The following is a 25,697-nucleotide window of genomic DNA, read 5'->3' on the forward strand; positions in this document are numbered from 1 at the left end:
CAGTATGTTAAACGTCCTGATCGGAACACCCTCACCGACATCATCGCGGACACAAGCACTATGATTGTCGACAGTAGGTAGTTTAGAATCTCCATTTGCCGCGGACCTTCAATCGGAGTTGCTTTAAGTAAGAGATTATTGGATTGTGGAGCACCGAGACTTTACCAAGTTGCAACACTGAGATATTGGAATCACGTGCTCCGGAGATTTTTCCATCGTGCGGATGTGATTTAATTTGGTTAACAATTGATCCCAGTATTCGAGATACGGCTGAAACAGAATATCGATCACTTATAGAAGTATGCGCCACGTCGAAAGCTCGATCGCCACGCGCGCTACTGGCCAGGTGGACATCGATCACCTCGCGAATAAAAGCCTGCTTTCTCCCAGCATATGAAAAGCCTTGGATAGAGCGAAATTCCCACGGAGTATTGTCTCTGAATTCTCGCGCGCGATATACCACTGGCAATCCGGTGCAGAGTGCTTCGAGAATCACGTTCCCGAAAGACTCGCCGCGCTGTGCATCGAGAGCAAAGCAATCACTAGCCCAGTAAAAGTCACGAAGATGAGTGTCGTCATCGACGCGATTAACTAAGCGGCAGCTCGCCCGATCTCGCAGAGCGAGCTGCAGCGAGACGGGCGCGCCTACAAGAATTAGCGTGCTCCCCACCTCGGCACAAGCGTCCGCAAGAGCCAAGTATGATTGCGACCACTTCCCCTCATGCGGGGAGCCGATACGGAGGACCACGCGCTCATTGTCGTTGATACCAAGCGCGAGCCTCGCCTCAATACGCTCAATCATGGATGGCCGTCGGAAAAATTCTGCGTCTTGGCCATTTCCAACTACAAATGGAATGCTGCCCAGCCGAAGGCTGCTGAGCTCATACTGGACTGCAGCCCACCGACCAAGGACGGTTGTGCACCAGCGTCCAGGCCAGCGATTGAAGGCATTGTCGGGGATTGCAAATATGTTGTTTACAATCAGAATTGGTGAGGGGCCACTGTACGCGCTAACACTTTCTATTAGTGCATCAATAGCTGCCTGCTGACCGGCGGAATAACTCGAATAGTGAAAGTGGACGACTTTTATCTCGCTCCAACAGACATCAGAGAGGTGGCCAAGCATTGCCCCCTTTGATTCGAAAGAAGCTTGTCTCGACTCAGCGACACCCTTCGCAGCATATATGGCTACGCCATATCCCAGCGAAAGCCAGGAGTCGCATGAGGTAAGCGCGCTCCGGCTGGTGCCTCCCAAGCCATCATCAGAGAAAACTACTAAGACTTTCCCAAGCTTATTTCGCATGTTCGAATTCATTCTTTGCTTTCAGTAGCAACAAGGACAGAACAAGTTGTGAACACAGGATTCCCGCTCCAGCCACAGCGTAGTTTTCGAAGAATCCACCAACTGCAACCAGCGATAGTCCGAAGAGTACGGCAATTTTCGTATAGCGCTGCACAACGGAAGCCATCCCCTGAGTGTAGAGAGCTGAGGACATCACCTGCGAGTACAGGCTCAGTATGGCGGCCCCGAACGCTGCAACGTACATCAGATTGAGCGCCGAGCTCGGCAACCCGAAGATTAAGGGGGCGAGCCAAAACAGCACTGGCGAGCATATCAGTGCTAATGCCAGCAATGCCCGCAACGGCACATATACCTGCCGCCACGCGATACTTCGGGCAGTCGGATCCGGTGCGTGCGTAAGATTTGGAACGAGTCGGGAAGTCACCACCGAAGTGACAATATGAACAGGACTTGCCAGCCTCACCGCACTCGCATACAAACCAGAAAGATACGAACCAAAGAATGTATTTATTAGTATCACATCCAATTGCTGCAGCATCGCCCACACGTTTATCAACCAGTAATCACTGCCGCCTCTGAACACATCTTTTCGTATATTAGAAAAATGGTATCGCCCGGCGAACCTGAACACGCCCCATAGCCACGCCGCAACGAAACTGAACGATACGAGGGGGAAAATCAGGCCGCTATCTGAATAGGAGCACCCAACCACCAGAGCACCGAGGGGCAGCAACCGTCGAAACATAGTGAACACATCAGCGTCTCGGTTTCTCTTCATTCCGTAAAGATAAGACTGGGCAATGTTGTTCTGCAGCTCAGCAGCGGTAAAACAAGATGCTGCGAATCCAATCCATGAGATATGGCCCGCAATGGCCGTGCTAATAACCAGGCAGACTAGACAAGATGTGGCAGATAGAATTGCTGCCGCGCCCAGATAGCTGCCACCCAGGTCTGCTTGATCAGCCCTGAGCTGAAGTGCTCGGATTGGCAGGCCCAGTCCGACCAGCCCGATAACAATTGCCCCCGCCGCGCAAATGGTCGAGTATATGCCGAACTCTGCAAGGCTAGCCGACCGGGCAAGGAGCACGAGAAAAACACCTTGGCACCCCGCTGCAGCTACCCTTGCGAATAGAGAAAAGGCTGGACCACTGTTCTTACCGAGCATAAGCCGGCGCTACTCTTTACTAGAATTCACGCGATACCCGTTCGCACGGAGCACCACCTGTTGCGCGGCCAGCGACCAATCGTTATCAACCATCTCACGGACCATTTCTTGCAACGATATCTGCGGGACCCAGCCGAGTTCGTCTTTGGCCTTAGCAGGGTCGCCCAAGAGAGTTTCGACTTCGGCAGGGCGGAAGTATCGTGGATCCACTTGTACAAGGACATCACCGGGCCGAACTGCTGGAGCCCTAGAGCCATCAACCGAGGAAACTACGGCACGCTCGTTTACACCGCTGCCCTCAAACACGAGGGTAATGCCCAACTCTTTTGCTGAGAGCTCGATGAACTGGCGAACGCTGTACTGTACTCCAGTTGCGATTACATAGTCCTGTGGTGAGTCCTGCTGCAGCATCATCCACTGCATGCGGACGTAGTCTTTAGCATGGCCCCAGTCGCGAAGCGCGTCTAAGTTGCCTAGGTAGAGACAGCTCTCGAGTCCATGGGCAATGTTTGCCAATCCTCGAGTGATTTTACGTGTAACGAAAGTCTCACCGCGCCGGGGGCTCTCATGATTGAAGAGAATTCCGTTGCATGCGTACATTCCGTAGGCTTCGCGATAGTTAACCGTGATCCAGTACGCATAAAGCTTAGCCACGGCATAAGGGCTACGCGGATAGAAGGGCGTCGATTCAGTCTGGGGGACTTGTTGCACCAACCCGTACAGTTCACTGGTGGAGGCCTGGTAGAACCTGGTCTTGTCTCCGCGACCCAGAAAGCGAATAGCTTCCAATAGCCTCAGAGTACCCATTCCGTCGACATCGGCGGTGTATTCGGGCGCCTCGAAACTGACAGCAACGTGGCTTTGGGCGCCCAAGTTGTATACTTCGTCCGGTTCGACCTCCGCGATGATGCGGGTCAGATTGCTACTGTCCGTTAGATCCCCGTAATGCAGATGCATTTGCGCCCCGGAATCGTGGGGGTCTTGGTAAATGTGATCTACGCGCTGAGTATTGAATGAAGATGAGCGTCGCTTGATACCATGGACCTCATATCCCTTTTCAAGAAGCAGCTCTGCCAAGTATGAGCCGTCCTGGCCAGTGATTCCGGTGATTAGTGCGCGCTTGGTCATGCTGGATCCGTGTCAGTCGAAGTTTCGCTGGTCGCATCTTGCGCCAGCAGGGAGAGCATCTTTTGTTGAAAGCGCCCGAGAATGGCGCCGCGCGCCAGTGTACTCTCTGCCTGAGCACGCGCCGCCTGCCCGAGTTGCTTTCTAGTTTCAGCCGAAGAGACTAATGAACGCAATGAGTATGCAAGCGCTTCTGTATTGCCAGGCGGCACAGCTATGCCGCTACATCGCAGTGCATCCGCAACGCCTGTGCCGGGATGGGCCGTTGCCAGAATCGGGCGGCCGCTTGCCAGCATGCCAGTCAACTTAGATGGCATAACAAGATCGGCGACGTCTGCGCGCTGAGGTAGCAAATGAATGTCTGCAAGCCCGAGCCAGTCGTTTAGCCGACTGACAGGCTGCAAATCAAGAAAGTGTACGTTTTTCAGGCCCGAACACATGTTTTCTAGAACTGCACGCCCCGGCCCTTGGCCGCCGAACACGAAGTGGAGTTTAGTGAGGTCTGCAGTTGCATGGGCAAGTTCACCTAATTGCTCCAGACCCTGCTTCAGCCCCATATTCCCGGAATAAAGTGCTACCACGTCATCCAGCGGGATCCCTAGCTCAGCACGATACGAGCTAACTTTCACAAGCGGATGAATACCGTCGATATCGGCCCAGTTGGGGAAATACTCTGATGCGCCTTTCGCAACACCCTTCGCCAGGATTCGTTCAAGCATTTTATCGGAAATCGTGGAAACCCGATCAAACTGGCGCAGCAGCAAGCGCTCAATCGCTAGGGCTGCTTTCTTTGCCGCACCCACTTCAACGATGCCCATGTCTAGGGCCGCATCCAGCTCGAAATCTTGCACGTGCAACCACGTCCTTGAGCGGCATAACTTGGCTGCCGCCAGAACTCCAGGAGCGCTAACTAGCGTCGGCGCGATGTTTATGATCACGTCCGGACGAAATGACACAGACGCGAGCAGTATCGGTAGTGATGAAACGCCAAAACTAGCCAAATGGATGATGCGAGTTAGGCCGCTCGGTTTGGCTGGCACCCAGATAGGACAGCGAAACACTTCGACGCCGTCAATGATTTCTCGCGACCACCAAAACCGTCGATAGCCGGCCACAACCTTCCAGGCAGGATAGTATGGAGGCGCGGTTACTACGCGCACTTTATGTCCTTCCCCGGCCAACCACGCCGCCATCTCGCCCGTGTACTTCCCTGTTCCGATGTTCTCAGGGGCGAAATTAATTCCCGCAATCAGAATCTTTGCCAAGAGGCCTCCATACTGGAAACAGGCCAAGCCGCTCGACCATCGAGGAGACGTTGGCCTTGCGTACAAATACTACAAGGTCACTGCAGCTCGCGTTGCGCTTATAACGAATACCACTATTCCACTAAGCGCTCATAACGATGCAAGAGGGCAGTCTTAGATCTAGTCGGCAACCAAATAAACTGGGCGCCTGCTACAAATCTCAACCATATCGTCGCGGAAAGAAGCATCCACCACATTTCAATGAACTAAATGCCGCTTCCGAGCATGCGACAACATTACCTATAAATTATTGGGTTGATTTATATTCGTAGTATCCGTAACTATAATATCCGGTGGCGCGACGCTCAACTGCATTGAAAATAGCACCCTTGATGCGAACATTATTCTGTTCAAACCGATGCTTAGCCAATGCCAATTCTTTTGCCTGATTAAGCCCAAATCGCGCCACCATTAAACATGTCCCCGCATGATGGGCAATAATCGCCGCATCGGTTACGGCCAATATAGGTGGCGTGTCAATGATCACAAGATCATAGTTGGACGACACCTCGTCGAGTAGGCGAGTGAAGTTTGAATGCATTAGCAACTCGGACGGATTTGGAGGCACATCGCCGCGCGAGATGAAGCTCAGATTATCCAAACCAGGGAGGCCACGTATAACGTCAGATCGCTCCGCCTTTCCAACAAGAAGGTCGGATAATCCGGGCGTTTGAGGAACGCCAAAAGCCCTGTGCAGCGTGCCCTTACGCATATCCGCATCGATTATCAAAACTCGCTTCCCTGCCTGTGCGATGACAGCTGCAAGATTCGAGGATACGAACGTCTTGCCTGCGTTCGGACTTGCGCCAGAGATGAGGACAATGTTGTTCTTTGCCTCCAATCTAGCAAAATGAAGACTGGTGCGAAGACTACGTACTGCTTCAATCGCAAGGTCGGCCGGGTCTTTGACCGCAAGCAGATGCAGCTTTCCGTCCGCCCTAAATTTTCCTCGCACTGAATCAGCGCTCTGCTGCACGCTGACGGGAATGGAGGCATAGACCGGAAGGCCCAGTTCTTCAATCTGAGCTGGGTCCTCGACGCCACGATTTAGCATTTGCCTCAACAGCACCAGGGCAATGGAAAGGAATCCACCTAGCAGAGTGCCCATCAAAACAATCATCGCTTTGCGAGGCTTGACAGGCATGGAGGCATCGACCTCAGCGGCATCGACGATCCGCACATTGCCTACCGTGCCCGCGCGCGCGACGTCCAACTGCTGCGCTTGGTTCAACATTCCCGTGTACATCTCGTTGCTGACCTGAAGATCGCGGGTAAGTCGAAGAAGCTGCTGTTGTGCCTCAGGAAGTTGTTTAACCTGACCTTGGAACCCACTCTTCCTACCCTCGAGATCGCCAATTTGGCGCATTAACGCCTGATATGCAGGATGATCGCGAGTGAACTTACGATCCATTTCCGCCTGTTGCATTCTTAACTGCTGAATACTGGTCTCAACCGCCACCTCTTGATCCAGGAGCCCTTTAGTCTGAAGAGTCAGGTCTACGGAATTAGCCTTCGTTTGATACGCACTTAGCGCCTTTTGCGCAGCGTCCACCTGATTGCGGACGTTGGGCAATGCTTCTTTCACAAAAGTCAGCTGAGCCGACGCTTCCGCAGAATTACGCTCCACGTTCTGCCGGACATACGCCTTCGCTACATACTGAAGGAACGTCTGAGCCAAAACTGGATCGGCGTTTTCATAGGCAAGAGTCAAGATCCCTGAATCCTTGCCGGACTCGCCGACCGAGATGGATTTTTGATACCGGCTAACAACCTGAAGATGGCGTTGTTTTACGATGTTGAAGCGCATTCCTGGATGCGCCTTCAACTCTTCCACCTGCATCACAACGCTACCGTTCTTCGCGGGCACCCCAACGACCCCCTTCAGCAGCAGGCTTCCGCCATCGTCCAACAGCGCGTACTCGCCACCTTTTCCTGCCACCAACGTCAGGTCTTGAGAAATGAGTTTGGGGGGCACTTCCAATTGAAAAATCTTGAGCTCTTCCCCGCCCCAGCCGAATCTGCTCATACCGAAACGTGCATCGGCGAGTTCGCCAGGGGCTGCCCCCTCCGCCTTGCGAGCCAAGTAGCTACCGACCAGAGGAAAGCGATTAGGCTCAACTACTACATCCAGTCCAAGTGCATTTACCGCGCTTCCCACCACGGCTCGCGAGGTGATCAGAGCTATCTCTGTAGTCGCCTCAGCAGCACCACCACTCATACCTAGCGATTGGCTAATATCAGCAAGGCCTGGCAGGGAAGGAGCTTTCGGCTCAACCTGGACTATGGCATCGGCACGGTACACGGGCTGAGAGAGAAGCGCATACGCGGCGGCGGCAGCGAAGAAGAGCCCCGTGATGATGGCTATCCACCAGCGATGGTCGATCAGCGTACCGAGTATCTGGCGCAGATCTATCTCATCATTGACGTCCGATGCAGCATTACGCGAATCAGTATTCATGGCAGGAGATATCACAGCAGAGGTAATGAGTGTTGGGACGAGAGTTCAGGAAGAAACGTCAGAGATGTCGGCGCCAGCTTTCGACGCCTTCGGCCATTAGCCTGTAGACGTGTTCAAAGGCAGGTCGTTGCTGACGATAGGGGTCTGGCACTTCGCGTTCGTCCTGCCACTTTCCAAGTAGAAATGTCTTACCAGATGCTTCTGGAGCAATTTCGGCGATACGGCGCACGTGCTTTCGCTCCATAGTTAGAACAAGGTCCGCTTGGGCCAAGATTTCCGGGCTGATCTGCCGGGCCGCGTGCGCACTACCATCTAGGCCCTGCTCTAGTAGCAGCGCCTGCGCAGTACGATCGATGCTATGCCCCACTAACGCACCCAGTCCTGCAGATGACACCTGGATAGCACCATTTTCCACGACGCTTCGAAGCATCACTTCAGCTGAAGGGCTTCTGCAAATATTTCCAACACATACAAAAAGAATATTTTTGAACACCACACTATCCTGTAGACACCTGTGCAGCCGCGACCAGACCCAAGCAGCGCCAATCGCACAGAATACCGCACGGAAGGGCTGACAAAGCAGCCTTTAACATTGATTCATTGATTGACTTCGCAAATTCGCCCTACAAACCACTCAATAGGCCGTCCTCTGCCCCAACACCTTCAACACCGTAAGCGCAATGATCCGCACATCCAGCAACGGACTCCACCGCCGGATGTAGTCGATGTCGTACTGCACGCGCTTTTTCATCTGCCGCAACTGGGGCGTCTCCCCTCGAAGCCCGTGGACCTGGGCCCAGCCCGTGATGCCCGGCTTGACGTAGTGACGATGCATGTAACGTTCGATCAGCCGCTCGTATTGATTGTTGTGCTGGACCGCATGCGGCCTCGGCCCAACTACCGACATGCTTCCACCCAACACATTGAAGAACTGCGGCAGCTCATCAAGGCTGCTACGACGCAGAAATGCACCAAACCGGGTGACCCGCGGATCGTTGCGAATAGCCTGCGTCACCTTGTCGGGCGCTTCGGCATGCACGCGCATCGAACGGAACTTGAGCATCCAGAATTCCTTGCCATCCAGCCCATGGCGCCTCTGCCGGAACAGTATCGGCCCAGGCGAACTCAGCTTGACTCCAAGGGCCAGGACGCCCAACAGGGGCGACAGCAGGATGACGGCAATGCCAGCGACCAGAAAGTCCTCAACACGCTTGATGATGATGAAACGCGGCTCCACCACACCTTGGCGCACACCAATCATCGGCACGTTGCCGACCTGATGCACGCCTGGATTGAGCGCACCCAAGCCAGTGATATCCGGCACGAGCCGTACCTGCACGGGATAGCGCTCCAGCAAGCGCAGTACGTCTTTCAACCGTGCACGGCCACCTAGCGGTAGCGACACCCAAATCTGCTCGATCTGGCCGCGATGGGCGTCTAGATAGGCCTCGAGGCCATCCAGATCACCCAAATGTTTCGGTGCATCCGCCCCCTCTCTACGCAGTGCAATGTCGTCCGGACCCGCGAAGTATCCGATTACCTCTTTGCCAATTTCCGGGCGGCTGCGTAACAGACGATGCACTTTCAATGCCGGTGCACGCAGGCCAACCAGGAGGACACGCTGACGATCCAGCCCACGCGCCCGCAACCAATGCAAGCGGAAGCGGATGCCTATACGGGTGGCACTCATGGCAACGAGGGCCAACGAGTACCAGCCGACCAGCCATAAAGCGGGCACCGTGTCTGCCATATCGATCAGGACCGCGTACATGGAGAACAGAGCGAATACGCCCGTCCAGCCAAGGAACAGAGTCCACAAATCGGCGAGAAGCCCGCGGTTACGCCAATCGCGGTAGACCGGCGCCACGCCGAAGGAGACGAGGGTACAGAGCAGCACTGCGCCGAACACCACCCGCTGCGGATGCGTAGGCACCAGCCAGCCGTAAGTGACGATATGGGTTAACGCCGCGGCGCCTGGCACCAACAGCAAATCTCCCACTCGCAGCCACACATCGAGTGCAGCCCTAGCCTCGGCAGTCACACGCTGGCGTCCACGCCGCGCGGTCAACTCTTCTACGGATCCATGTAGCAAAGGCAATTTCTCCATCAGGGATGACCGCCGGGACGGCCTCCCGTTCCGGCTTGTGCAACCGACCTCCCCGTCGTTTCACAAGACCTTGAGCGAATGTCTGGTCACTAAACCGGCGCCAATCTTACAGACTTCTCACAAAGATGACCGTCCGGCAACCTGAACTTATTCACCCTCCCATTAAAATCAATGACATAAGGTCCATTGTCGCCCGTACGCTTGCGCGTCAAAGTCCCGGCAGGTCCCATTGCTGGCTCTGTTACCATTCAATGTTCAGCTTGCCGCCCCCCCACCCTGCCAGCGGCCAGCGCCTTACAAACGCAACGCAACAGGAGTTTGCATGTCCTCTGACCTGCTCAAGGCCCTCGGCCTCGACGCGACCAACGCTGGCACCTACCTTGGCAACGGCGAGTGGTCCTCGGCCACCGATGCCGGTGTGATCACCCCGGTGAACCCGACCACCGGCGAAGCCATCGCCAAGGTCTACGCGACCACCGACGCCGACTACGAAACCATCGTCGCCCGCGCCCAGGAGGCCTTCAAGGTCTGGCGCACCACCCCGGCCCCGCGCCGTGGCGAAGCCGTGCGCCTGTGTGGCGAAGCCCTGCGCGCCAACAAGGACGCCCTGGGCTCGCTGGTCGCGCTGGAAATGGGCAAGAGCAAGCCCGAAGGCGATGGCGAAGTGCAGGAGATGATCGACATCGCCGATTTCGCCGTGGGCCAGAGCCGCATGCTCTATGGCTACACCATGCATTCCGAGCGCCCAGGCCACCGCATGTATGAGCAGTACCAGCCGCTGGGCCTGGTCGGCATCATCAGTGCGTTCAACTTCCCGGTCGCGGTGTGGGCCTGGAACTCGTTCCTGGCCACGATCTGCGGCGACATCTGCCTGTGGAAGCCGTCCAACAAGACGCCGCTGACCGCGATCGCCTCCATGCGCATCTGCAATGAGGCGCTGCGCGACGGTGGCTTCCCGGACCTGTTCTTCCTGATCAACGATGCCGGCACCGAGCTGTCGCAGAAGATGGTGGCCGACAAGCGCGTGCCGCTGATCAGCTTCACCGGCTCCACCCAGGTGGGCCGCCAGGTCGCCGAGAAGGTCGCCCACCGTCTGGGCCGCTGCCTGCTGGAACTGGGCGGCAACAACGCCATCATCCTGGACGAAACCGCCGATCTGAAGCTGGCGATCCCGGGCATCGTGTTCGGCGCGGTCGGCACCGCCGGCCAGCGCTGCACCACCACGCGCCGGCTGATCGTGCACGAATCCATCCATGACGACGTGCTGGCCACGCTGATCAAGGCGTACAAGCAGGTGGAAGGCAAGATCGGCGATCCGACCGACCCGGCCAACCTGATGGGCCCGCTCAACAGCGACGGCGCCGTGCAGCAGTTCCTGGCATCGATCGAGAAGGCCAAGGCCAGCGGCGGCACCGTGCAGACCGGCGGTACCCGCATCGACCGCGCCGGCAACTTCGTGCTGCCGGCCATCGTGACCGGCCTGAAGAACAGCGACGAGGTCGTCCAGCACGAGACCTTCGCCCCGATCCTGTACGTGATGAAGTACAGCACGCTGGACGAGGCGATCGACATGCAGAACGGCGTGCCGCAGGGACTGTCTTCCTCGATCTTCACCACCAACCTGAAAACCGCCGAGCGCTTCCTGTCGGCAGCCGGTTCGGATTGCGGCATCGCCAACGTCAACATCGGCACCTCGGGTGCGGAGATCGGCGGTGCGTTCGGCGGCGAGAAGGACACTGGCGGTGGCCGTGAGTCCGGCTCGGATGCCTGGAAGGTCTACATGCGCCGCCAGACCAACACCATCAACTACTCCGACTCGCTGCCGCTGGCCCAGGGCATCAAGTTCGACCTGTGATGGATCCCGTGCCCCACCTGCCGGCCGGCCCGCGCCTGGAGTTCACCGGGCGCCGGGTGCTGATTGCCGGTGGCAGCAAGGGCATGGGGCGCGCCATGGCGCTGGCGTTTGCTTCGGCAGGCGCCCGCGTCTCGGTCTGCGCACGCGGTGAGGCCGGTCTGGCCGCGCTGCGTGAGGATGCCGGGGCGCTCGGCTTGGCCGTGCATACGGTCAGTGCCGACCTCTCCCGGCTGGACGACATCGGCCGCTGGCTGGCCGATGCTGCGCAGGCCTTGGGCGGCATCGACGTACTGGTCAACAACGCGACCGGTTATGGCATGGCCGACGATGAGGCGGGCTGGGAGGCCAGCTTGAACGTCGACCTGATGTCGGCGGTGCGTGCCTCGCGGCTGGCGCTGCCCTGGCTGCAACAGTCCAGCGATGCCTGCATTCTCAACCTGGCTTCGATCGCCGCCCAGCAGCCGCGCCCGGGTGGCGCACCGTATGCGGCGGCCAAGGCCGCGCTGATGCATTACACCACCTCGCAGGCTCTGGCCCTTGCGCCGCAACGAATCCGCGTCAATGCCATCGCCCCGGGCTCGATCGAGTTCGAGGACGGGCTGTGGGCGCGCCGGCGCGAACAGGACCCGGCGCTGTATCGAAACACCCTGGCGAAGATTCCGTTCGGTCGCTTCGGCGAGCCGGCGGCCGTCGCCAACGCCGCGTTGTTCCTGTGCTCGCCCCTGGCGGGCTGGATCACCGGGCACACCTTGAATGTCGATGGTGGCCAGGTCCTGATGGGATAAACCCGCCGCTGGCCCTATCATCGAACCACCCCACCGCGACCAGGACCTGCATGAGCCTTCCGCCCCGACAAACCAGCGCCATGGCCGTGGTCAGCCTGATCATGGGCATCCTCGGCTGGACCGCCCTGCCCTTCATCGGCAGCGTCGCGGCGATCATCACCGGCCACCTGGCCCGCGCCGAGATCCGCCGCCGCCCACTGGAGCTGGAAGGCGACGGCATGGCCTTGGCCGGCCTGATCCTGGGCTGGATCATCGTGATCGGCAGTCTGCTTGCCCTGGTGGTGGTGCTGTTGTTCTTCGGCGGACTGGCCTGGTTTGCCGCTACCCAATCGTGAGGTGCACATGAGCCGCTCGGATTCGACCGAACGCTTCAGCAGTCGGGTGGCCGACTACGTCCGCTACCGTCCCGACTATCCCCCGGCATTGCTGGATTGGCTGCACCAGGACATCGGTGTACCCACCGAGACCCTGGTCGCCGACATCGGCGCCGGCACCGGCATTTCCACCCGGCTGTTCCTGGCCGCTGGCCACCCGGTCATCGCGGTGGAGCCGAACGCGGCCATGCGCGAGGCGGCCGAGCAGCTGCTTGCGCCGGACTATCTGCGCCTGAAGGTCGCCGACGGCACCGCCGAGGCGACCGGCCTGGCCGACAACAGCGTGGGCCTGGTTGCCGCCGCGCAGGCCTTCCACTGGTTTGACACCACCGCGGTGCGCCGCGAATGGGCGCGCATCCTGCAGCCCGAAGGCATGGCGCTGGTGTTCTGGAACTCGCGTCTGCTCGATGCCTCGCCGTTCCTGATCGGCTACGAACAGTTGCTGCTGGAGTTCGGCACCGACTACACCGAGGTGGCCGAGCGCTACCAGGACGATGACACCATGCGCGCGTGGTTCGGCGAAGGCCTGCGCGGCATGGCCCGCCTGCCGAACGTGCAGCGCATGGACTACGACGGCCTGCGCGGGCGCCTGTTGTCCTCTTCCTATGCACCGCAGGCCGGCCACCCGCGCCACGCGGCGATGCTCGATGCACTGCAACAGCTGTTCGACGCCCATGCGGTGGACGGCCAGATTGCCTTTGAATACCAAACCCGTGCCTTTGTCGGCACGCTGGACTGATTGAACGCCATGTACTCGCTTGCCCGCCCCTTCCTGTTCGCCCTTGATGCAGAACGCGCCCACGGCCTTGGCCTGAGCGCGCTGGACCTGGCCTATCGCACCGGCACCACGCCGCTGATGGGCCGCCGCATCGACCCGCTGCCGACCACCGCGTTCGGATTGAGTTTCCCGAATCCCGTGGGCCTGGCCGCCGGCCTGGACAAGAACGGCGAGCACATCGATGCGCTGCTGGCCCTGGGCTTCGGCTTCGTGGAGATCGGCACGATCACCCCGCGCCCGCAGGCGGGCAACCCGAAGCCGCGGCTGTTCCGGCTGCCGGACCACCAGGCCATCATCAATCGCATGGGCTTCAACAACCTGGGCGTGGATGCACTGGTCCGCAATGTCGAGCGCGCCAAGCGCCGCACCGGCCTGCTCGGCATCAACATCGGCAAGAACAAGGACACCCCCAACGAGCAGGCGTTCGACGATTACCAGCACTGCCTGCAGAAGGTGTATCCGCTGGCCGACTACATCACCGTCAACATCTCCTCGCCGAACACCGCCGGCCTGCGCGAGCTGCAGGAAGAGACCGCGCTGCGCCAGCTGATTTCGCAGCTGCGCGAAAGCCAGGAAAGCCTGGCCGCCCAGCACGGCAGGCGCGTGCCGATGCTGGTCAAGGTGGCCCCGGACCTGAGCGACCGCGACATCGATGCCGCCGCGCGCGTGCTCGGTGAGCTCAAGGTGGACGGCGTGATCGCCACCAACACCACCATCGACCGCAGTGCGGTGGCCGGTGACCCGCGAGCGAGCGAAGCCGGCGGCCTGTCCGGTGCGCCACTGCTGGGCCAGTCGACCCTGGTGCTGCGCCGCCTGCGTGCACGCCTGCCCGAGTCGATGCCGTTGATCGGCGTGGGCGGCATTCAATCCGGCGCGGATGCGGTGGCCAAGATGGCCGCCGGCGCCGCACTGGTGCAGTGCTACAGCGGCCTGATCTTCCGTGGCCCGGAGCTGGTGCATGACTGCGTGGAGGCGATCCGCCGCCGCAGAGAGGCGCCCAGCCGCGGCGCGGTGGCACCACTGTGAACGACGCCATGACTGCCTGGGCCATCACTGAAAACGCCTCGCTGAAGGCGCTCAACACCTTCCATGTCGACGCCACGGCAGCGCAGCTGCTGGAGGTGTTCGATCCCTCCGTATTGCCGGAGGTGCTGGCCCTGCCACGCGTCGCAGAGCAGCCGCTGCTGGTGCTGGGCAGCGGCAGCAATGTGCTGATCGCCGACAACGTGGAAGGCACCGTGCTGGTGTTCGCCAACCGCGGCATCGAGATCCTGGAGCACCGCGCCGACCACACCATCGTGCGCGCCGGTGCCGGCGTGAACTGGCATGGGCTGGTGATGTGGTCGCTGCAGAACGGCCTCTCCGGGCTGGAGAACCTGGCCTTGATCCCCGGCACTGCCGGCGCCTCACCGATCCAGAACATCGGCGCCTATGGCGCGCAGGTCGGCGAGTTCATCCAGGCCGTGGATGCCTGGGACCGACACGAAAACGACTGGGTGCGCTTCGATGCGGAAGGCTGCCAGTTCGCCTACCGCGACAGCATCTTCAAGCACGACCCGGACCGTTACCTGATCACCGCGATCGAACTGCGGCTGCCGCTGCTGCATGGCCTGCGCCTGGGCTATGCCGGGATCGCCGAAGAAATGGAGGCGATGGGCGTTGAACTGCCGGTGGCCGCCGATGTGGCCAACGCGGTGATCAACATCCGCCGCCGCAAGCTGCCCGATCCGGACGTGCTCGGCAATGCGGGCAGCTTCTTCAAGAACCCGATCCTGCCACTGGAACAGGTGGAGGTGCTGCTGCAGCATTTCCCCGAGCTGCCGGTGTTCCCGGCCGACGACGACAGCCGCCGCAAGATCTCCGCTGCCTGGATGATCGAAAGCTGCGGCTGGAAGGGCTATCGCGATGGCGATGCCGGCGTGGCGCCAAGCCATGCGCTGGTACTGGTCAACCATGGCCAGGCCACCGGTGAAGAACTGCTCGCGCTGGCGCGGCGGATCTCCGCCTCGGTCCTGGAGAAGTTCGGCGTGCCGATCGAACCCGAGCCCAGGCTGATCGGCGCACAGTGGTGAACCCCGCCCCCGCGTTACCGGTGGCCACGCCGCTGCGGGCCGCCTTGCTGATGCTCGGCAGTACCTTGGCCTTCGGCCTGATGGCGATTGCGATCCGCTACGCCACCCGGTACGTGCCGACCCAGGAAGTTGCGTTCTTCCGCAACGCCTTCGGCCTGCTGGCGCTGCTGCCGATGCTGATCCGTCCCGGCAGTGCACCGCTGAAGACGCAGCAGCTGCCGCGCTACTTCCTGCGCAGTGCGATCGGGCTGGCCTCGATGCTGTGCGCGTTCTGGGCGATCGGGCATCTGCCGATCTCCCAGGCGATCTCGCTCTCCTACTCCACGCCGCTGTTCGTCACCATCGCTGCCGTGTTGTGGCTGGGCGAAACCGTGCGCATGCGCCGCTGGGCGGCGGTGATCATCGGCTTCATCGGCGTGCTGATCATCGTGCGCCCGGGCTCGACCAGCTTCACCCCCGGCACCCTGGTCGCCGTGGGCGCCGCGGTGCTGAGTTCGCTGGTGGCGATCCAGATCAAGCAGCTCACCCGCGTGGACAGTGCCGATACGGTGGTGTTCTACACCTATGTGTTCTGGGTGCCGCTGTCGCTGGTGCCCGCGCTGTTTGTATGGGTCTGGCCGACCGGCCTGGCGTGGGTCTGGCTGGTCGCGACCGGCGTGCTCGGCACGCTGGGCCAGCTGCTGTGGACCCGTGCGCTGCGCCTGGGCGAGGTCTCCGCATTGACCCCGATCAGCTTCATGCAGCTGCCGCTGGTGAGCCTGTTGGGCTGGCTGCTGTTCAATGAAGCGCTGGACCGCTGGACCGTGATCGGCGCCGGCATCATCCTCGGCGCCAACGCCTACATCGCCCACCGCGAAGCGACGCTGGCACGGCGGGCGAAATCACAGGCAGTCACAGCGGCCGCCAAGCCGGGGGAATAGCCCCCGCATGGGGTGATGCGGGGCCCGGAGCAGTCGGCCACGCACGGCGTGGCCCTCCCGCGACAAACGGTCGCCTGCGGGTAGATCCACGCCATGCGTGGATGCTCTCCAGGCTCAATCCGAACCGAACAGATCCCGCGTGTACACCTTGTCCGCCACGCCCTCCAGCTCCGGCGTCAGCCGGTTGGCGACGATGATGTCCGCCTCGGCAAGGAACGCCGCGAAATCGTTCACCACGCGGGAGCGATAGAACGTCGGCTCGGTGAGCACCGGCTCGTGGACGATGACCTCGATGCCCTTTGCCTTGACCCGCTTCATCACGCCCTGCACCGCCGAGGCGCGGAAATTGTCCGAGCCGGCCTTCATCACCAGCCGGTAGATGCCCACCACCTTCGGATTGCGGGCCACGATGTCATCGGCGATGAAATCCTTGCGCGTGCGGTTGGACTCGACGATGGCGTGGATCAGGTTCTGCGGCACCTTGCTGTAGTTCGCCAGCAACTGCTTCGTATCCTTGGGCAGGCAGTAGCCGCCGTAGCCGAAGGACGGGTTGTTGTAGTGACCGCCGATGCGCGGATCCAGGCTGACGCCCTCGATCATCTGGCGCGTATCCAGCCCGTGCGAACTGGCGTAGGTATCCAGTTCGTTGAAGTAGGCCACCCGCATTGCCAGGTAGGTGTTGGAGAACAGCTTGATCGCCTCCGCCTCGGTCGCGTCGGTGAACAGCACCGGCACGTCCTTCTTGATCGCGCCTTCCTTCAGCAGTTCGGCGAATACCGCGGCGCGCTCGGAGCGCTCGCCGACGATGATCCGGCTCGGGTGCAGGTTGTCATGCAGCGCGCGGCCTTCGCGGAGGAACTCCGGCGAGAACAGGATGGCGTCGGTGTTGAACTTGGCCCGCAACGCGGCCGTGCAGCCGACCGGCACGGTCGACTTGATGACGATGACGGCAGACGGATGGATCCGCAGCACATCGCCGATCACCGCCTCCACGGAGCCGGTGTTGAAGTAATTCGATTTGGGGTCGTAATCCGTCGGCGTGGCGACGATGACGAAATCTGCGCCCTCATAGGCCTGCGCCGGATCCAGCGTCGCGGTGAGATTCAGCGCGCGGTTGGCTAGGAAGTCTTCGATCTCGACATCTTCGATGGGCGACTGGCGGGCATTGATCATCGCCACTTTGGCCGGATCGATGTCCAGCGCCACCACCTCGTGATGCTGTGCGAGCAGCACCGCGTTGGACAGGCCCACGTACCCGGTACCGGCGACGGCAATCTTCATTCAAGGTCCTTCTTTTACAGCGTCCAGAGTGAACTGCGAATTTTAGCAAACGCCGTGCACTGAACGCCGGCGCAGGTGGGCGGCATTTCGACCCGATCCCTGTGATTGGCGCTGCCTGGCCGGCGCCCATCGTGCGAGCGCAGGGTTTCGGGGTCCCAATGGCCCCAGTTAATACATGTATCGTTAAACGTCATTGGTGGCGCTTTATGCCATTTTTTCAAGTTAAATAGCCATATGTGACGCTTTATATTAATATCATTTAAGTGCCACAAAGCGTCATGCTTGACGCCGTATCCAAATAGTGGATGCTAAAGCGTCAAGAGGGTCACTTTATGACGATCACACATCTGATGACCGACGAGGCTGTCCTGGTGGAGCTCGGGCACCGCCTTGCCCGCATGCGCCTGTCGCAGGGCATCACCCAGGAACAGCTCGCTGATGCGGCCGGCGTCTCCAAGCGCACCGTGCAGCGGCTCGAAGACGGCACGCCCGCCCAGCTGGCCAACCTGATCCGTTGCCTGCGGGCCCTCGGCAGGCTGGATGCGCTGGACGTGATGCTGCCCAGCGACGGCCCCAATCCGCTCGATCTGCTGAAGCGCCGCGGCCACCCGCGCCAGCGCGCGCGACCGGGGGCGGCCGCGGCGGCACCGGCCAAGCCGTGGACCTGGGGCGATGAGCAATGAGCACCACGGCCGAGGTGCGCCTGTGGGGCAGCCGCATCGGCGCGGTAACGCTGGCCGACGGCGAGCGGATCGCACAATTTGCCTACGACCCGGCCTTCGCACGTTCCAGCATTGAGGTCGCCCCATTGACCATGCCGCTCGCGGCGGATCGGATCTACGGTTTCCCCTCCCTCAACCCTTCCGGCTTCCATGGCCTGCCCGGCCTGCTCGCCGACGCCCTGCCGGACAAGTACGGCAATACCCTGATCAACGCGTGGCTGGCCACCCAGGGCCGCACCCCGGACAGCTTCAATGCGGTGGAGCGGCTCTGCTACACCGGCACACGCGGCATGGGGGCGTTGGAGTTCTCGCCTGTGCATGGGCCGCGCGTCCGCACGGCACACAAGATCCAGATCGATGCCCTGGTTGCGCTGGCCACCGAGGTCCTGAGCAACCGCGACAACCTGCGCGCCTCGTTCGGCGATGAAGACCGTGCGGATGCGCTGCGCGACATTCTGCGCGTGGGTACCTCGGCCGGTGGCGCACGGGCCAAGGCTGTGATTGCCTGGAACGAAGGCACCGGCGAAGTCCGATCGGGCCAGGCCGCGGCGGCGCCAGGCTTCAGCTACTGGCTGCTCAAGTTCGATGGCGTGCAGAACAACCGCGACAAGGAACTGGCGGACCCCAAGGGCTACGGCGTGGTCGAGTACGCCTACGCACTGATGGCGCGTGATGCAGGCATCCAGATCAGCGAGTGCCGACTGCTCGAGGAAGGCGGCCGCCGCCACTTCATGACCCAGCGCTTCGACCGCACCGATGCAGGGGGCAAGCGCCACATGCAGTCGTTGGCGGCGATGGCCCACTTCGACTTCAATGATCCCACTGCCTACTCCTACGAGCAGGCCTTGCTGGTCATGCGTCAGTTGCGCCTGCCCATGGCGCAGCTGGAGGAACAGTTCCGGCGGATGGTGTTCAACGTGATCGCGCGCAACCAGGACGACCACGTCAAGAACATCGCCTACCTGATGGACCGGCAGGGCCAATGGTCGCTGTCCCCGGCGTTCGACATCACCTGGGCGTACAACCCGGACGGCGACTGGACGGCCCGGCACCAGATGTCGATCAACGGCAAGCGCGAGGGGTTCGACGTGGCCGACCTGGCCGCATGCGCCGCCACCGCCTCGATCAATGCCCGCCGCGCCCGGGACATCATTGAGCAGGTCCGGCACAGCGTGCTGCGCTGGCCGCACTTTGCCGACGAGGCCGGCGTCGCCGGGGTCTGGCGCGATCAGATCCGCGGCAGCCTGCGCACGGACATTCGCTGACGCGCGCGAGCCGATCGCAAATCCACTCACCTGATGCCGCGTTCGATATTGCGACGCGTCATGTAAACGGTTACAGCCCCTGCTAGCGTGACCTCTACCCCGCCGTCGGGGTCGTTTCAGATCAGGAGCACGTTGATGGGGCTGCATGCTGACCGTTCGACTGTTGTGCACCGGCCGCGCCGCGTCATGGCCGCTACCCTGCTCTTCTCTGCGCTCGCGCTGAGCTTAGGCGCTGCCGCCCAGACCCTGCCGCCGCGCAGCCAGTGGCAGGCCAGCAGTTCCTCCCAGCAGGTGCCGGCGATGGCGGTCAGCCACCTGATCGATGGCGACCCGAAGACAGTCACCGGCGGCGCCTTCAGCCCCGGCCACTGGTTCCAGGTGGACCTGGGCACGCCGAGCACGCTCAGCGGCGCGCAGATCACCTGGGACGTTTCCAATCCCGAGGGCTACACCCTGCAGACCTCGCTGGACGGCCAGCAGTGGCAGCCGGCCTACACCATGCGCGATTCACTCGGCGGTATCGAGACGCTCTACTTCGCGCCACGCCAGGCCCGCTACCTTCGCCTGGCGAGCCCGGAGCGCACGTCGGACTGGGGCGTGTCGATCTTCGAACTGGAGCCGTTGGACAGCACCACCCGTGCGCGTGTGGCCGGGGTGGATGCAGCCCAGGCCGCGGCGCTGTGGCAAGGCGGCAGCGCGGTCACGATTCCACGTGGCAAGGACGGTACGCACAGGCTTGAGATCACCTTGCCGCGTGCCGTGGCTACCACCGGCCTGGCCGTGGACTGGACAGGCGCGCATGGCGCCGCACGGCTGCAGGCGCGTGATGCGCAGGGCAGTTGGATGGAGCTTGCGCGCGATCCGCAGGCCGCTGCACGCCAGCAGAGTTGGCTGGCCGGCACTGCGGCCGTGACCGCCACGGCGCTGCGCCTGACGGTGGAGGGCGACGCGCCGCAGGTCGACCGCCTGCGCCTGCTCGGGCCGAAGGCGGTGATGACGCCAATGAAGCGTTACCAGATTGCCGCCAGTGGCGCGCAGCGCGCGTTGTTCCCGGCCTCGCTGCACCTGCAGCAGACCTACTGGACCGCAGTCGGCATCCATGCCGGCCGGCAGAAATCGATCTTCGACGAGTACGGCAACCTCGAGGCCTTCAAGGGCGCACCGCTGGTGCAGCCGATCTGGCGCAATGCCGACGGTGTTGCCGCAGGCGCCGCCGACCAACCGGTGCAGCACGCACTGCGCGACGGCTGGAAGCCGATGCCCTCGGCCACCTGGTCGCCACAACCCGGGCTGGAACTGCAGAGCGAAGCGTTTGCGGTCGAGCTCGATGGCCAGCCGGTCACCTTCGTGCGTCACCGCCTGCGCAACACCGGCAGTGCGCCCGTTGACGGCACCCTGACCCTGGCGGTACGGCCGATGCAGATGAATCCGCCGTGGCAGAACGGTGGCCTCTCACCGATCCGCGAGGTCGCCATCGAAGGGCAACGTGTGCGCATCAACGGTCGCGCCCTTCTCCAATCGCTGACGCCGGTGGATGCGGCCGGTGCGGCACCGTTCGGCCAGGACGGCAGCAGCGAGATCACCGCGGCGATCGCCAGCGGCACCTTGCCCGCCGCCATGCATGCACGCGATGCCGATGGCCTGGCCTCCGCGGCGCTGGCCTACCGCGTGCAGCTTGCGCCCGGTGCCAGCCACTCGGTGGTGGTCGCTTTCCCGCTCGGCACCGCGGCAGCAGCCAAAGACGGCTCCCTGCCGGATGCGCCCGCGCTGGGTCTCTCCGGCATACCCCGTGCACCCGATGCCGCGTACGAGGCGCTGGCCAAACGTGCGTCGGACGACTGGCAGGCGCGCCTGGGCCAGGTCGGCCTGCGCCTGCCTGATCCCTCATTGGTGGACATGCTGCGCGCGCAGGCCGCTTACATGCTGATCAACCAGACCGGCCCGGCGATGCAGCCCGGCCCGCGCAACTACAACCGCTCCTTTATCCGCGACGGCATGGCCACCTCGGCGGTGCTGCTGCGCATGGGCGAATCCCAGGTCGCGCGCGACTACCTCGCCTGGTACAGCGAGCACGGCGTGCACGCCAACGGCCTGGTCTCGCCGATCCTCAACGACGACGGCAGCGTCAACACCGGCTTCGGCTCGGATATCGAATACGACAGCCAAGGCCAGTACATCAGTCTGGTCGCCGACGTCGCGCGGCTGGATGGCGGCCCGGAATCGGTGCGCGCCTACCTGCCCAAGGTGAAAGCAGCGATGCGCTTCCTGCAGGAACTGCGCGAGCGCACGCTGGTGCCGGGCTACATGGCCAGCCAGCCCGCGCCCGAACGCTTCGCCGGCATCCTGGCGCCATCGATCAGCCACGAGGGCTACCCGTCGCCCACGCACAGCTACTGGGACGACTACTGGGGCCTGAAGGGCTGGCATGACGGCGCGTGGTTGGCCGAATCCCTCGGCGATCACGAAACCGCCGCATGGGCGCGCGAACAGTACGCCGCCCTGCACGATGCGCTGGCTGCCTCGATCCGCGCCACGATGGCGTGGAAGGGCATCGACTTCATTCCCTCTTCGGCCGACCTTGGCGATGGCGACCCGACCGGTGTGTCGATCGCGCTCGACCCGACCGGCGCACAGGATGTGTTGCCGGCGGAGGCACTGCGCACCACGTTCGCGCGGTATCTGCAGGATGTGCGCAAGCGCGGCGAGCCGGGCGCGTTGTACGCCTACACGCCGTATGAAATCCGCAACGTGCTGAGCTACGTGCACCTGGACCAGCCCGAGGCGGCCGACGAACTGCTGCAGGGCCTGCTGCACGACCGCCGCCCGCTGGAATGGCAGGTACTGGCCGAGGTGGTGCACTCGCGGCTGCGCTTTCCGCGCTACCTCGGCGACATGCCGCATACCTGGATCGGTGCCGAATACGGGCGCACGCTGTTCGGGATGCTGATGCGCGAGGACGATGACGCACTGTCACTGCTGCCCGGCACCCCGCCGTCATGGCTGGTCGGCGATGGGCTGGCCGTGGATCGCCTGCCGACCGCCTATGGCACCTTGGCGCTGCAGGCCCGGCAGCGCGACGGAGCGCTGCAGGTCACGCTGGGCAAGGGACTGCGCAAGGACACCGCGGTGCGGGTGTGGTGGCCGAGCCGGACACGCCCGACGTCCGTGCGGGTGGATGGGCGCAAGCTCACTGACTACGACGCACGCGGTGTACTGCTCACGCAGCCGTTCCGCCGGCTGGAGGCGACGTGGTGAGACTGGGGAAGGTCAGACCCCGCCCTCCTGCTCATGCAGGGTGATCAGCGATTCCATCAGATCCTCGTCCGCACTGGCACAGACGGCCAGCAGCACCGCTTCCTCGCAGCCGGTATCGACAATGTAGGCGTGGCCCATCTGGCTGTCGATGTAGATGCCCTGCCCGGTCTCCAGCACCACAGGATCGTAGAACTCGGTGTGGACCTGGATGCGGCCTTCGATCACATGCACGTACTCCTCGCCCGGGTGGCGGACCAGCTCACCGAACTCGGCGGTGGTCTTGGCCCGCACCTTGGTGAGGATCGGGATCATCCGCTTGCGCCGCAGTTCGGTGCACAGATAGTAGTAATCGTAGTTGTCGGTCTGCACCCGCAGCGCTTTGTCGAGCGAGCCGAGGCTGCGCCGCGCGGTGACCGGCTTGGGCGCGCTGTCGGTCTCCGGCTCGGAGAACAGCTCGGACATGCGCAGGTTCAAGCGCTGGGACAGGTGCTGCAGCTTGTCGTAGGTCAAGGTCAAGCGGTCATGCTCGATCTTGGACAACGTGGACAGCGGAATTTCGGTGTGCTCGCTCATTTCCTTGAGCGTCCATCCCTGGCGGGTGCGCAGACCGCGCAGCAGGGTTCCGAGCGTCGGGCTTTTGGGGCTCATCGACAGGACCTTTGGGCTATTGCTGGTGAAGTTGCCGATACGATACTACGTAGAGATGAATGCCATCCTGATCAGGATGCTTTCTTGTCGCGTTCGCCGCGTTAAGCGCTTCTCTGCGCCCTGAAAACGTTCTCAATGGTCAAAAAACGGCCTGCGCTGGGCATCCAATCGTCACATTCAGCCCGGTTTGCGCGATCCAATCGCGATCACGCGCATTTGACATTTCTCTGATCAGGAATATTGTTGTCTGATTGAGATGGTTTGAAGGGGATCGTCACATGCGTGCGTTGTCAGGGCTTGTCGGCTTGTGCTGTGGGCTGTTGCTGTCTTTCCAGGCCGACGCACAGCGGCCATCCTCCCCACCCCAGGCGGCCACACCGCCTGCCGGCGTGGATTCCGTTGCCCGGCTGACCGCCGACGATGCGACCACCTGGCTGGATGGCTTCATGCCGTATGCCATCGCACGCGGCGATATCGCCGGTGCGGTGGTCACCGTGGTCAAGGACGGCAAGATCCTGGTCCGCCGCGGCTACGGCGTCTCCGATGTGGCCAAGCAGACGCCGGTGGATCCGGACCGCACGCTGTTCCGGATGGCCTCGGTCTCCAAGCTGATGACCTGGACCGCGGTGATGCAGCTGGTGGAAGCGGGCAAGCTGGATCTGGACGCGGACATCAACCAGTACCTGGATTTCAAGGTGCCCGAACGCGGCCTGCCGATCACGCTGCGCCAGCTGATGACGCATACCGGCGGCTTCGAGGCCAACATCAAGTACATGTGGACCAGCGAGGCCGTGGCCGAAGCCGGTGGCATTGAACTGGGGCCGTACCTCAAGCGCCGCGTGCCGGCGCAGATCTTCGCGCCCGGTACCGTGCCCGCGTACTCGAACTACGGCACCAGCCTGGCCGGCTACATCGTCGAGCGCGTGTCGGGCCAGCCCTTCGCCGAGTATGTCGAGCAGCACATCTTCGTGCCGCTGCAGATGCAGCACGCCAGCTTCCGCCAGCCGTTGCCGCCGGCGCTGCGCGCCCTGGTCACCAAGGGCTATGCCCTCGGCTCGGGCAAGCCGCGTGAGTTCGAAGTGACCCCGTCCGCGCCGGCCGGCGCCCTCTCGGCCACCGGCAGCGACATGGCGCGCTTCATGATCGCGCACCTCAGTGCGGCCGGCGGTCACGACACCGCCATCCTGAAGGCCGCGACCAGCCAGCTGATGCTGACCCCGCAGACCCGCTTCGCGCCGCCACTGAACACCATGGCGCTCGGCTTCTACGAGATCGATGTCAACGGCCAGCGCGTGGTGTCACACGCCGGTGACACCTACTCGTTCCACTCACAGCTGTTCCTGTTCCGCGATCACGATGTCGGCCTGTTCGTCTCGCTCAACAGCGCCGGCGCCAATGGCATCACCGGCCCGATCCGGCGTGAACTGCTGGAAAACTTCGCTGACCGCTACTTCCCGGCGGGCACCGCGGCCCCGGCAGCGGCCGTCGACGCGGCGCTGGCCAAGGCGCAGGCCCGCCAGCTGGCCGCACCGAGCTATCTCGATTCGCGTCGCGCCGAGACCGGCATCGGCCGCACCGGCATCCTCACCCAGACGCGCCTGGAAGCCCTCGACGATGGCAGCCTGCGCTTGCCGCGCCTGAAGCAGCCCAACGGGCAGCCGACCACCTTCAAGCCGATCGGACCGTGGCTGTGGCAGGCGAACAACAGCGAACTGCGCTTGGCCGCCATCCTCAAGGACGGCAAGCCGGTCGGCTTCGCGGTGGATTCCTCCTCCCCGTTCAACGTGTTCCTGGTCGCGGAAGGCTTCCGCTCGGCGCTGTGGCTCAAGCCGTTGCTGACCGCTGCGGTGGCGGTGTTGGCACTGGCCGCGCTGGCGTGGCCGATCGCCGCGTTCGTCCGCCGCCGCCATGGTCGCGTGCTGGGCTGGCCGCGCAGCACCGTGCTGGCCTATCGCCTGAGCCGCGCCGCCTGCTGGCTCCTGCTGCTGGTGCCTGCCGCCGCGATGGCCGTGATGGCCTGGGCGTCGGCCGATTTCGCGCGCCTGGATGATCGTCTGGATCCGGCGGTGATCGGGCTGGGCATCGCCACGGTGATCGCGATCATCGGCGGAATCGGCGCAACGGCCTGGAACCTGGTGCAGACGGTCCGCGCTGGACGCGGCTGGCTGGCGCGCCTGTGGGCCGCGCTGCTGCTGCTGTCGGCCTGCGTGCTCGCTTACGCCCTGGTCCTGATGGGCCTGGCCGACTTCGCTCTCAACTACTGACCCATGGCCCCGCCTT

The 25,697-nt window shown here is 62.2% G+C and carries 20 protein-coding genes; 11 read left to right on the top strand and 9 right to left on the bottom strand.

Annotation, left to right across the window (positions count from 1 at the left end):
• Positions 1 to 82 precede the first annotated feature (82 nt).
• From ABE571_RS02080 to ABE571_RS02110, 7 genes are all read right to left on the bottom strand, one after another.
• Positions 83 to 1,303 (bottom strand): glycosyltransferase, encoded by a 1,221-nt coding sequence (locus ABE571_RS02080; RefSeq protein ID WP_346493090.1) that lies wholly within the window; start codon positions 1,301 to 1,303, stop codon positions 83 to 85.
• On the bottom strand, positions 1,293 to 2,468 hold the full coding sequence (locus ABE571_RS02085) for a hypothetical protein (protein WP_346493091.1): 1,176 nt from the start codon (positions 2,466 to 2,468) through the stop codon (positions 1,293 to 1,295). Before ABE571_RS02085 ends, ABE571_RS02080 begins: the two co-directional genes overlap by 11 nt.
• Before the next feature lie 9 nt (positions 2,469 to 2,477).
• Positions 2,478 to 3,596: a GDP-mannose 4,6-dehydratase gene (gene gmd / locus ABE571_RS02090; protein ID WP_346493092.1), complete on the bottom strand. Its 1,119-nt coding sequence runs from the start codon at positions 3,594 to 3,596 to the stop codon at positions 2,478 to 2,480.
• Positions 3,593 to 4,858 (bottom strand): glycosyltransferase WbuB, encoded by a 1,266-nt coding sequence (locus ABE571_RS02095; RefSeq protein ID WP_346493093.1) that lies wholly within the window; start codon positions 4,856 to 4,858, stop codon positions 3,593 to 3,595. Before ABE571_RS02095 ends, gmd begins: the two co-directional genes overlap by 4 nt.
• 286 nt (positions 4,859 to 5,144) lie before the next feature.
• Positions 5,145 to 7,355 (bottom strand): polysaccharide biosynthesis tyrosine autokinase, encoded by a 2,211-nt coding sequence (locus tag ABE571_RS02100; protein WP_346493094.1) that lies wholly within the window; start codon positions 7,353 to 7,355, stop codon positions 5,145 to 5,147.
• A gap of 58 nt (positions 7,356 to 7,413) precedes the next feature.
• Positions 7,414 to 7,848, bottom strand: coding sequence for a low molecular weight protein-tyrosine-phosphatase (locus tag ABE571_RS02105; RefSeq protein ID WP_346493095.1), 435 nt, complete (start codon positions 7,846 to 7,848; stop codon positions 7,414 to 7,416).
• A 141-nt stretch (positions 7,849 to 7,989) separates the two neighbouring features.
• The gene (locus tag ABE571_RS02110; RefSeq protein ID WP_346493096.1) at positions 7,990 to 9,462 is read right to left on the bottom strand and encodes an undecaprenyl-phosphate glucose phosphotransferase; all 1,473 of its coding nucleotides are present in this window, start codon (positions 9,460 to 9,462) and stop codon (positions 7,990 to 7,992) included.
• A gap of 322 nt (positions 9,463 to 9,784) precedes the next feature.
• Between ABE571_RS02110 and ABE571_RS02115 the strand changes: the two genes are divergently transcribed.
• From ABE571_RS02115 to ABE571_RS02145, 7 genes are read left to right on the top strand one after another with little or no spacing between them, the layout of a single operon-like run.
• On the top strand, positions 9,785 to 11,317 hold the full coding sequence (locus tag ABE571_RS02115) for an aldehyde dehydrogenase family protein (RefSeq protein ID WP_319623922.1): 1,533 nt from the start codon (positions 9,785 to 9,787) through the stop codon (positions 11,315 to 11,317).
• Positions 11,317 to 12,102, top strand: a complete 786-nt coding sequence (locus ABE571_RS02120) for an SDR family oxidoreductase (protein ID WP_346493097.1) — start codon at positions 11,317 to 11,319, stop codon at positions 12,100 to 12,102. The genes ABE571_RS02115 and ABE571_RS02120 overlap by 1 nt, the downstream gene beginning before the upstream one ends.
• A 50-nt stretch (positions 12,103 to 12,152) precedes the next feature.
• On the top strand, positions 12,153 to 12,437 hold the full coding sequence (locus ABE571_RS02125; RefSeq protein ID WP_313212673.1) for a DUF4190 domain-containing protein: 285 nt from the start codon (positions 12,153 to 12,155) through the stop codon (positions 12,435 to 12,437).
• Positions 12,438 to 12,444: 7 nt separating this feature from the next.
• Positions 12,445 to 13,215 carry a class I SAM-dependent methyltransferase gene (locus ABE571_RS02130; protein ID WP_346482213.1) on the top strand — a complete coding sequence of 257 codons (771 nt, stop codon included), beginning with the start codon at positions 12,445 to 12,447 and terminating at the stop codon, positions 13,213 to 13,215.
• A gap of 9 nt (positions 13,216 to 13,224) precedes the next feature.
• Positions 13,225 to 14,280: a quinone-dependent dihydroorotate dehydrogenase gene (locus ABE571_RS02135; RefSeq protein WP_313212675.1), complete on the top strand. Its 1,056-nt coding sequence runs from the start codon at positions 13,225 to 13,227 to the stop codon at positions 14,278 to 14,280.
• On the top strand, positions 14,277 to 15,326 hold the full coding sequence (gene murB, locus ABE571_RS02140) for a UDP-N-acetylmuramate dehydrogenase (RefSeq protein WP_102788374.1): 1,050 nt from the start codon (positions 14,277 to 14,279) through the stop codon (positions 15,324 to 15,326). The genes ABE571_RS02135 and murB overlap by 4 nt, the downstream gene beginning before the upstream one ends.
• Before the next feature lie 32 nt (positions 15,327 to 15,358).
• On the top strand, positions 15,359 to 16,246 hold the full coding sequence (locus ABE571_RS02145; protein ID WP_313219175.1) for a DMT family transporter: 888 nt from the start codon (positions 15,359 to 15,361) through the stop codon (positions 16,244 to 16,246).
• A gap of 114 nt (positions 16,247 to 16,360) precedes the next feature.
• Here the strand turns inward: ABE571_RS02145 and ABE571_RS02150 are convergent, their stop codons facing one another.
• A complete protein-coding gene (locus tag ABE571_RS02150) occupies positions 16,361 to 17,527 on the bottom strand; it encodes a nucleotide sugar dehydrogenase (RefSeq protein WP_346482212.1) in 1,167 nt (388 codons plus the stop codon).
• A 332-nt stretch (positions 17,528 to 17,859) separates the two neighbouring features.
• On the opposite strand from ABE571_RS02150, the gene ABE571_RS02155 reads away from it, so the two are divergent.
• From ABE571_RS02155 to ABE571_RS02165, 3 genes are all read left to right on the top strand, one after another.
• Positions 17,860 to 18,210: a helix-turn-helix transcriptional regulator gene (locus ABE571_RS02155; protein WP_313218099.1), complete on the top strand. Its 351-nt coding sequence runs from the start codon at positions 17,860 to 17,862 to the stop codon at positions 18,208 to 18,210.
• Positions 18,207 to 19,514 carry a HipA domain-containing protein gene (locus tag ABE571_RS02160; RefSeq protein WP_346493098.1) on the top strand — a complete coding sequence of 436 codons (1,308 nt, stop codon included), beginning with the start codon at positions 18,207 to 18,209 and terminating at the stop codon, positions 19,512 to 19,514. The genes ABE571_RS02155 and ABE571_RS02160 overlap by 4 nt, the downstream gene beginning before the upstream one ends.
• Positions 19,515 to 19,649: 135 nt before the next feature.
• Positions 19,650 to 22,769: a discoidin domain-containing protein gene (locus ABE571_RS02165; protein WP_346493099.1), complete on the top strand. Its 3,120-nt coding sequence runs from the start codon at positions 19,650 to 19,652 to the stop codon at positions 22,767 to 22,769.
• 12 nt (positions 22,770 to 22,781) lie between these two features.
• On the opposite strand, the gene ABE571_RS02170 is transcribed toward ABE571_RS02165, so the two are convergent.
• A complete protein-coding gene (locus ABE571_RS02170; protein WP_070427228.1) occupies positions 22,782 to 23,417 on the bottom strand; it encodes a cupin domain-containing protein in 636 nt (211 codons plus the stop codon).
• 389 nt (positions 23,418 to 23,806) lie between these two features.
• Between ABE571_RS02170 and ABE571_RS02175 the strand changes: the two genes are divergently transcribed.
• On the top strand, positions 23,807 to 25,681 hold the full coding sequence (locus ABE571_RS02175; protein WP_346482210.1) for a serine hydrolase domain-containing protein: 1,875 nt from the start codon (positions 23,807 to 23,809) through the stop codon (positions 25,679 to 25,681).
• Positions 25,682 to 25,697: the final 16 nt, after the last annotated feature.

Origin of the sequence: Stenotrophomonas sp. TWI273 (assembly GCF_039674765.1) — a bacterium.
GTDB lineage: Bacteria > Pseudomonadota > Gammaproteobacteria > Xanthomonadales > Xanthomonadaceae > Stenotrophomonas.

Bases quoted from the DNA above. Each gene is read 5' to 3' on its own strand.
- ABE571_RS02080 (WP_346493090.1), bottom strand. From the start codon at position 1,303: ATGCGAAATAAGCTTGGGAAAGTCTTAGTAGTTTTCTCTGATGATGGC.
- ABE571_RS02085 (WP_346493091.1), bottom strand. From the start codon at position 2,468: ATGCTCGGTAAGAACAGTGGTCCAGCCTTTTCTCTATTCGCAAGGGTA.
- gmd (WP_346493092.1), bottom strand. From the start codon at position 3,596: ATGACCAAGCGCGCACTAATCACCGGAATCACTGGCCAGGACGGCTCA.
- ABE571_RS02100 (WP_346493094.1), bottom strand. From the start codon at position 7,355: ATGAATACTGATTCGCGTAATGCTGCATCGGACGTCAATGATGAGATA.
- ABE571_RS02110 (WP_346493096.1), bottom strand. From the start codon at position 9,462: ATGGAGAAATTGCCTTTGCTACATGGATCCGTAGAAGAGTTGACCGCG.
- ABE571_RS02115 (WP_319623922.1), top strand. From the start codon at position 9,785: ATGTCCTCTGACCTGCTCAAGGCCCTCGGCCTCGACGCGACCAACGCT.
- ABE571_RS02120 (WP_346493097.1), top strand. From the start codon at position 11,317: ATGGATCCCGTGCCCCACCTGCCGGCCGGCCCGCGCCTGGAGTTCACC.
- ABE571_RS02125 (WP_313212673.1), top strand. From the start codon at position 12,153: ATGAGCCTTCCGCCCCGACAAACCAGCGCCATGGCCGTGGTCAGCCTG.
- ABE571_RS02130 (WP_346482213.1), top strand. From the start codon at position 12,445: ATGAGCCGCTCGGATTCGACCGAACGCTTCAGCAGTCGGGTGGCCGAC.
- ABE571_RS02135 (WP_313212675.1), top strand. From the start codon at position 13,225: ATGTACTCGCTTGCCCGCCCCTTCCTGTTCGCCCTTGATGCAGAACGC.
- ABE571_RS02150 (WP_346482212.1), bottom strand. From the start codon at position 17,527: ATGAAGATTGCCGTCGCCGGTACCGGGTACGTGGGCCTGTCCAACGCG.
- ABE571_RS02155 (WP_313218099.1), top strand. From the start codon at position 17,860: ATGACGATCACACATCTGATGACCGACGAGGCTGTCCTGGTGGAGCTC.
- ABE571_RS02160 (WP_346493098.1), top strand. From the start codon at position 18,207: ATGAGCACCACGGCCGAGGTGCGCCTGTGGGGCAGCCGCATCGGCGCG.
- ABE571_RS02165 (WP_346493099.1), top strand. From the start codon at position 19,650: ATGGGGCTGCATGCTGACCGTTCGACTGTTGTGCACCGGCCGCGCCGC.
- ABE571_RS02170 (WP_070427228.1), bottom strand. From the start codon at position 23,417: ATGAGCCCCAAAAGCCCGACGCTCGGAACCCTGCTGCGCGGTCTGCGC.